Source organism: Nocardiopsis sp. NPDC055879 (assembly GCF_053615935.1).
Genome location: NZ_JBSHCT010000042.1, coordinates 13,676 through 21,684, shown reverse-complemented (window position 1 = coordinate 21,684; position 8,009 = coordinate 13,676). Strand labels below are relative to the sequence as shown.

Below are 8,009 nucleotides of genomic sequence, written 5' to 3'. Positions count from 1 at the left end.
GCGGAAGCGGGTCATCGGAAGGCGGAGGCAACGGCTCATCCGAAGGCGGGCCTGGGTCCGTCGGGGCCTGGCCCCGTGTGCTCTGCGGGTTCATGCGCCACCACCGGCCTCTCCCGCGGCCAGAATCCATTCGAGAATGCTCATCAGCACCGTGGCCAGAACCGCGATCCCGTACCCGAAGGCCACACCGGTCAGCGCTCGTTTGGCTCCATCGATCGCACCGGGTTCGCCACCGGCGACCAGCCACCGCACCCCCGCGATCGTCAGAAAAAGGGTTCCCAGAGCTGTGGCCAGGACCATGATCACCAGGTAGACCCGGTTCACCACGGCCACCAGCGGCGCAGCCGTGGCTTCGGCTGATTCGTCCGGCCCCTCAACATCACCCGTGGTGTTGGCCCACACCCACGCGGCGTCATCGGCCGTCACCATGCACCACACCGTGGCCACCAAGGCGGCGACCATGATCACCAACAACCTGCGCACCAACATCCCCCTCTTGCACAGCCATCCCAAGGCCCCGGTCCTTGGCTCGGCTCCCGGCTCACTGGCTGGCGACCGGTGAGCCCACACCCCAGGTGGGCTCACCAGCCCTCTCACTTGGTTAGGAAGCCAACGGCCACAGCGAATTCGACGCCTCTGGCTCAACAGACCCGCTGGCTCGGTGCACATACACAGGCGAAACGGTCGAAGTCGCCACCACGGGCGTACCTTCACGGGCTTGAGAGGGCACCGAGCGCAACGCGGCGGCCAGCCGGGTCTCGGCCCGCTGGCGGCGCTTGGCCAAGGTCTTGTAGGCCACCCCGGTCTCGGTGGACAGCGCCACCAGCGAGACCCCTTCCAGGCGGGTGCGGGCGATCAACTCCGCCTCTGCGGCCGTCAGGGTTCCGGTGCGCACGGCCGTCTGCAGAACCGACTCGCACGAGCGAGCCGTCCCGGGCTCGGCTTCGATGTCGACCTTCTGCTCATCCACGAGTACCTGTAGGGCGCTGGTCAGGGCGCGCTTGCGCTCCCCCAACGCCGCGCGGCGCACACGACACAGCAGGAAGTAGCCCTGTCCGGCGTGGTCGAGGTTGACGGTGCGAATCTGCCGGATCGCGGCTGTGACCACCTCGGCTTGAAGATTCGCCTCGCCGTCCTGGTCCAGGCCGCGACCGGTGTGGCGCACGGCAGAGCGCAGCATCGGCATCGCCAGGCCCAGAGCGCCGACCATCCAGTCCTGGGAGTGACGGGCCGCGCGGATGGTGTGACGCCACACCGCGTCACGGACTTGGTTCGGGGTCGCGCGGTCCAGCAGGACCTCGCGCAGTTCGAAGAGCGAGTAGGTGCGCTCCTCCAGCCACGGGTGCACGTGTGTGCCGTGCAGGGTCAGGTGTGTGGGTGCGATCGCGACGAAGTTGGATTCGATCTCACGAAGCAGCGAAAGGTTCATGTGTTCCCCCTGGAAGTGCCACCGGGATCCGACACGGACCACTTAAAAGCACCGCGAACTCAGGAGTTACTCAGAACGGGCTCACACCACGCTCAAACTCGACTCAGAGCAGACTCAGAAGTGACTCACCAGCACCAAGGGAAGGCAAATTATTTCCTTCTAGGATCCTCGACTGGTGACGGGTAAGCCGCGCAACCAGGAGCGGACTCAGAGCTACTACCTGCCCATACGCTGAACTTTCGGGATGACTCAGATACTTGCGCAGTGGACTCACGAGCCACCGTGAGCATGCACCAAAAGGCTCTCTAAGAAATACTTTATAGAATATTCCAACACGCACTCAACGGCACATTGAGGAACACTTAAACAACTTCCCGGGGCGCGGATCGACAAATACGGACAGAATCTAAACAACCACGGCAGGGGTACTCAGCGGGCCCGTTCAAGAAGGTGCGAGGCGCGCCGGAGGAGAGGAGTTCGGAGGTCGGTTTCCTCACTCCTGGCAGAGATGTGTAGAAGTTCGGTGATGGTGACCAGCTCGGCGAACCGCCCAGCGGGGGTATCGAGTATGTGAGCCAATTCCGTTCGGATCCGTGCGGCGGTCAGGGGAACGAGCAGACTGTAGCTGTGCAGCATGGCCGCGTCGTAGCCGGTCGGAGCCACTCCCCATCCCTCCCAGTCAAAGAGGATGAGGGCCGGGGCCCCGAGGTTGGCGAAGTGGAGGTCTCCGTGGGCGGTCGACCACGAGGGAGCGACGGTGTCGACGGGTGCCCCCAGGTAGCGGGGCATGGCGTGGTCGAGAAAGGGCTGGAAGGCGGTGCGCCGGCGTGTCCGCACCCGCGAGATCGTGTGCAGGGCTCTGCGTAGCCCGTCCCACCAGCTCGGTGGCAGATCGGGCTCGTGGGTGAGCACTGCCGACTTCGAAGCGGCAGGAGACGAGGCCCTGTCGTACAGCTCAGCCCGGTAGGACCAAGGCCCCTCGTTCCAGTCGTGCAGGTCGCGCAGCTTGGGGCGGGGCAGCGTGGTGGGCATGACCTGTTCGGCGTCGACGGACCCGTTCCAGAAGGTGGTGGCGATCCGATCGGTTGGGGCGCAGGCCAGGCGTAGCCATGCCGGGCCGTGTGTCGTGGTCACCGGTCGGCTCAGGGTTCGCCCACGCCACCCCCACATCTCATCAGGGTCTGAGGTGGTCGTGGCGTGGAGCGCAGCTCGTGCGCGTGTGTGTGCCGCTCTCATCCGGGCGGCGGTCTTGGGGTCGGGGTGTGTCAGCATCTGGCCCCTTGGGCGCTACCCGGTTCGGTGTCCATCAGTGCGGTGCGGGCTGCGTGGGCGAGGATGCTCTGGGTGCGTGCGGGTAGGCCGATGCGGTTCCAGTGGAAGATCACGTGGTGGGCCAGGACGGCGCGTAGGCCGCGTTGGAGGGTTCCGGTGTGCGCGGCTTGGGACAGTGCTTGTCCGGCGGAGGCGAAGGCGAGTATCCAGGGCGCGGTGAACACCAAGGGGTTGTCCGGGGATTGCGTGGGGTGGTGGGCGGTGAGGAGCCGGCGCAGGGGGACGCTCAGTTCTGGCATGCGCTCAGGCGGAACGTCCTCGGGGAGGGGACGCATCCGCGTGATGCGGTGCCAGATGTCGCCTTGCTCGAACTCGTCTTGGTCCGCGCCTCGGAAAAGAGCGCCGCACAGCATCGTCGACAGCTCACGGCGGCCAAGGACGGTCGCGTGTGCGTTGAGGTAGTCGAGGATCGCGCGGCTGTCGGTGTGGAAGAGGTCGTGGGCGGTGTGCATCGCTTCGGGTCCGCCGAAGGCTAGGGTTTCGGGTTCGTAGACGGTGCGTCGCCAACGGATGGTGGCCTCTGGGGTGGAGAAGTCGTCGAGGATTCGTTTGAGCAGTTCGTCGCCGGGAGTGGTGGTGTCACTGAGCCGCAGGCGCAGCCGCCAGCAGGGGGCTTTGCGGATGAACCACCAGGAGTCCACGAGTCCTGACTGTTCGGCGTGATGGAGTCGGGGTGTGAGTCGTTCGGTTACCGTGGTTTCGGCCGTCTGCCAGTCGGTGAACTCGATGTGGGCCTGGTGCCAGCCGTGCTCTTCGGCCTGTATCTGGAGGGCGGTGGCGCCCGCTTCGGTGTAGGCCTGGACTGCCTCCTCGAGGTGGCCTGTCTCCACCCCCACACAGGAGGCCGCGCTCTCCAGAGGGGTCCCGGACAGCACCTCGAGAACTCCTTGGGCGAGCGGATGCCCGGTCTCGGAGATTTCCACGGCGTTGTTCTCCTTCCTTAGGTACGGGGCGGATCAGTTGATCAGAAGGCAGGCGTCCCACCCGCTGACCGGGGGCAAGCCTTGCGTTGCGGCCATCTGGGCCAGGGTGACTCCCGCCTGTCCGTCAAGAAACCCTTCTGTGTCTGCTTGTTCCTGGTCGAGACGGGCGTTCAGGAACGGCAGGTGGTGGGCGATTGCCAGGGTGAGTGCGTCGGCGGCGGCGCGGTTCGCGGTCTGAGTCAGACCGGCCCAGCCGTGACAGAGGCCGGAGTCGTGAACGCGGGCGAGCTGGCTGGGGTCGGCGAGGCAGTCAGCGAAGGCCTGTTCGGCCACGCGTTGGCGGTCGGTGTCTGCGGTGGCGAGGGCGGCGAGCTGTTGGGCTCGGGCCAGGCCGGGTGTGCCGTAGCACCAGCTCGGGCGTTGCGGTCCGCTCTGGTCGGTGCGCCTGCTGCGCAATGCTTCGGCGGTGACCCACTGGGGCCACCAGGTGCCGGTGTCGTTTTCCCGGCGCCAAGAGTCCAGCCACGCGCAGATGAGCTCGATGGCCTCGCTCTGTCCATCGACGGTGATCTGGCGCAGCTGGGCTTGGGCGAGGAGGGCGAGCGGGCCGGTGATGCCGTGGGCGATCCCGAGGTTGGCGTGGCCGCCGGGGAAGTGGGCGGAGGTTCCGCGTTGGGGGTCGTGGTGGACCCACCAGCCGGGGAGTTGCCACCCATCGATGACCAGAGGTCGGGTGAGGCGGACCAGGTAGGTGAGGATGCGTCCGAGTGCGTCATCGGTGGGGTCGTGGTGGAGCAGGTGGGCGCCGATCCCGGTCAGTCCGTGCAGGAGGTCGTATTCGGCGAAGGCCGCGGGTTGTGCCCTGTCGATGCGGGCGTGGGCGAGGTCGAGTCGGCGGTGAGCGAGGCGCCTCACCGCCGTGTCGATGCGCTCTGTCGCCGCAGCGTAGCGAGGCGCTCCGTCGGCTTGGGCTGTGTGCAGGAGGAACGCCAATGCGGGGGCTCCGAAGTACAGGCATGCTTCGTCTGCCGCGCTGATCGGGGTTGTGGCCGCTTTGTGGACCTGGTTGTGGGCCCTCTCCCAGCTTCCTTCACCGGTGTGGGCACACTCGATGTGCATCAGTGCGGTGCCGATGTCGCCCGTGGCCAGGGATTGGGAATGCGCGGTGGGGGTTGCGGTCTGGGCGCTCATCGGGCGGTCTTCCTGGCGAAGTCGCGCTGGGCGGCGGCCCGGACGAGGTGGTGGGTGAGTTGTTCCCGCTGCGGGTCGGCGCCGTGTGCGCGGGTGTGGTGCAAGTGCAGCAGGGATCGCAGCACCGGTTCGGGGTCACGTTGGGAGGACAGGCGGGCACGGTAGTCGCTCAAGGCGGTGCGTCGGTGCTGCCAGGCCCGGAGCACTTCCTGCCCAGTGGGCAGCGCCTGGAGTGCTTCTCGGCTCTTGTCGGGGTCGGTGAGGAGGAGTGCCTGGTATCGCACGGTGCGGTCGAGCCTTGGTGCTTCGTGGGGGAGGTTGTCGACGAGCCACTCAGCGGCCTCCCGGGCATTGGGTGCGTAGGAGGTGGCGAGGTCGTACATCCCGGCGACGGTGACCACCTCCCCGGGAGTACTCGTCTGTGCGGTGTACGCCGCTTGGGCCAGAACTGCGGCGGAGTCCGCGGCGAAGAGCCGTTCGGCGGCGCTCATGGCCGTTCCGTGGCCGTAGCGGCCGGTCTGCGGGTGGTAGGTGGCCAGTTGGGAGTGCGGGACGAGACCGTGACTGCGAAGGGCGGCGGCCCAGGCTCCGATCCGGGTGACGGCGTCGCCGTACTCCCGCTCCGAGCGCAGGCGGAAGTACAGGTCGAGGTGTTGGTCCCGATCGGGGTGGGTGAGGTCGTGGTGTCGTTCGAACCACCAGTAGTGCAACTCCGGCCACTCTGCAAGAAGGTCCGGCAGGTGTCGCAGGAGGATGGTGTCCTGGCGGGCGGGATGTCCGTGGATCTGTGCGTGGACCACGTCGGAGAACCCCGGTAACTTTCCCTGTTCCGACGATGTGGTGGGCGTGCTCGGTCGCTCGGTCTTCAGTGGAGGGGCGGCGGTCGTGCGGTGGAAGGGGACGAGGATTTCGTGGGCGCGCCCTACCCACCCGTTGGAGTCCGGGGAGGGTCCTTCACGGAGTTCGACCGTGCCGGTGCGCTCCAGCCGTGCCCGCAGCACCTCGCGGTCCAGCGGGCGATCCAGGTTCAGAGGCAGGCGCATCTCAGCACTGCACATGACGACATCCGCAGGTGCCCCCAGGCCCTCCCGCCAGGTGCTCAACGCCTTCACCCAGGCAGAGTTCGGTGCCCCGGGGCCGGGGAGGCTGTCCGTACTCAGCCTCCACCGGGCGGCGGCGAGGACGGTACGCCCACGTCGAAGGCGGGGCAGGAAGGGCAGGAATGCCGCTGCTCCCCAGTCGAAGGCTTGGTAGACGGCGCAGCGACCAGCCGGGGCTTCGGCGAGGAACCGTGCCAGCGAAGGTGTGAGCATGGCGGCCTCGAGTGCGTGGGTCACCCGTGGTTCGACGTAGCGGCCGGTGGAGATCTGGAGGAGCCTGAGGTGGCGCGCGTCGGCGGTCAGGGCGAGATCATGTAGGCCGATGACGGCACCACCGGGCACGTGGTGTTCTGCCAGGGGGATGATCACGGGCAGGAGCCGGGAAGTGCGGACAGCGTTCGCTGTACGCCGCTGACGTGGCGGAAAGGACAGCTGCGCGGTGACCGTGTCCGGATCCGCAGAGGACGTATAGCTCTCGGCGAGGCCCGACCTCGCGGAGGCGGTCAGAAGGTGGGCGAACCGGCCGGCCATGCTGCTGCCCGGTCGCGGAGCCGAGGTGACCAGAAGCCGGAAGTCCCCTCGGTCCACGGCCCCTGCTGAGGGGGCGTGTAGTTGGAAGGCGAGCTCGACCCTGGAGGGAGCAAGCACCTCCTGTGGTTCCCCCAGGGCGATCTCATCGACCATGCTGTCCGTCAGGACCACTTCTGTTCGGCCGCTGAGGGCTGCTTCTTGAGCGAGGGCGAGCAGGTACCGGTCGCGCTCGGTCAGGGCCGGCCGAGCGCTGGTGTGCGCAGAGCCGAGGTAGTCGGCGGGCAGCCCCAGACCGGTATCAGAGATGACCTCGACCACCGGGATGACGGCTCCTGGGCCGTAGCGTTCCCGGAACCTGGAGTGGAAGTCCTTCCACCGCGGATAGCCGTAGGGGTAGGGACTCAGGCGGATCAGCACGGCTGCGGCTGCTTCGGCTTCCTGGAGCACGGTCTCAGGCAGGGTGATGTCGGCGTCCAGCGCGGTGTCCACGACCGGCCCGACCTCACTGAGTGGCGGCCGATGGCATTCGAGGCCCCGGTGGGTCTCGCGGAGTTCGCTGACGATGTCGGCCGTCTCAGGAAGCTCCTCGGCTCCGTACTTGTCCAGGTGGGTGCACAGGTGAGCAAGGGCATCGGGCTCACTCATCGGAGCGCGCAGGCTGGTGATCAGGAAGTTCTGTGCCACCAATGCGGCCAACAGAAACCGGGTCTGTTCGTGCGGAACGTTCGGATACTCAGCGACCAAGGCATCGAGGAGTTCCCGGAAGAGCAACGGAACCTGAGCCGCTGCCATGGCGGCGCGCACGGGCGGAGTATGGCGGATCGATACCTCTTGAGGCGCTATCTCCCTGGGTCGCTGGGAGCTGGGCAGACCGGGGATGACGAGCCGGTCGTCTCGGACGAACGCGGTGGCATTGGCGATCACCGGCAGCAGGTGCAGGAGTCGGGGCTGTTGTTCCAGCCGGTCCACGGCTCTCTCCAGCCAGTCAGCACCAGCACGGGCGATCGTGCGGTGGCCACCGCCCCAGCGCACCCGTGTCTGAGGGCCCGCTTTCACCTCGGCCACTCCGGCGAAAAGACCGAACGGAGTGGCCCTGCCCTGCCAGCGCAACAGGTAGGAGCCCAACGAGCGGACCAGGCGACGGATGCGTCGTGCGTCCATGGTGTGTCCGGCCACCACCCGTCCAATCTGTTCGGACAGGACGGGGCTGGCGTGCTCGACGGCGCATCGGAGGCGTTCGTCCCGCCACACGTGCCTCACCCAACAGCTCCCCCGTTCTACCGCGTCCTCAGACGCACCTGACAGGTCCGGCGCATCGGGCAATCGGAGGTCGTCGGGGTAGGTCGTGGCCCGGATCAGGGCTGGTCCCGCTCGGTGGTACAGGGTGCGGTCCGCTCTCGGTGGCATCAGCAGGGGTCCTGCCTGTCTCGCTGCGTACAAGGGGGTAGCGGCGGGGGCGGGGGGGGGCCTGGCGCGGGCCCGCCCGGGGGGGGAGCGGGGGTT

Annotated in this window: 6 protein-coding genes; all 6 read right to left on the bottom strand. The window is 67.4% G+C overall.

All coding sequences use genetic code 11. The features are described from left to right. Positions 1-90: 90 nt before the first annotated feature. Positions 91-513 (bottom strand): hypothetical protein, encoded by a 423-nt coding sequence (locus ACWGKS_RS28615; protein ID WP_452524768.1) that lies wholly within the window; start codon positions 511-513, stop codon positions 91-93. Between the two features lie 88 nt (positions 514-601). Then, complete coding sequence (locus ACWGKS_RS28610; RefSeq protein WP_452524766.1) at positions 602-1,429, bottom strand: sigma-70 family RNA polymerase sigma factor; 828 nt, start codon at positions 1,427-1,429, stop codon at positions 602-604. Between the two features lie 429 nt (positions 1,430-1,858). After that, entirely contained in the window at positions 1,859-2,563 is a 705-nt protein-coding gene (locus ACWGKS_RS28605) for a phosphotransferase (protein ID WP_452524765.1), read from the bottom strand. Between the two features lie 131 nt (positions 2,564-2,694). After that, entirely contained in the window at positions 2,695-3,684 is a 990-nt protein-coding gene (locus tag ACWGKS_RS28600; protein WP_452524764.1) for a thiopeptide-type bacteriocin biosynthesis protein, read from the bottom strand. A gap of 33 nt (positions 3,685-3,717) precedes the next feature. After that, the gene (locus tag ACWGKS_RS28595) at positions 3,718-4,875 is read right to left on the bottom strand and encodes a lanthionine synthetase C family protein (RefSeq protein WP_452524762.1); all 1,158 of its coding nucleotides are present in this window, start codon (positions 4,873-4,875) and stop codon (positions 3,718-3,720) included. Continuing rightward, the gene (locus ACWGKS_RS28590) at positions 4,872-7,766 is read right to left on the bottom strand and encodes a lantibiotic dehydratase (protein ID WP_452524760.1); all 2,895 of its coding nucleotides are present in this window, start codon (positions 7,764-7,766) and stop codon (positions 4,872-4,874) included. The genes ACWGKS_RS28595 and ACWGKS_RS28590 overlap by 4 nt, the downstream gene beginning before the upstream one ends. Positions 7,767-8,009: the final 243 nt, after the last annotated feature.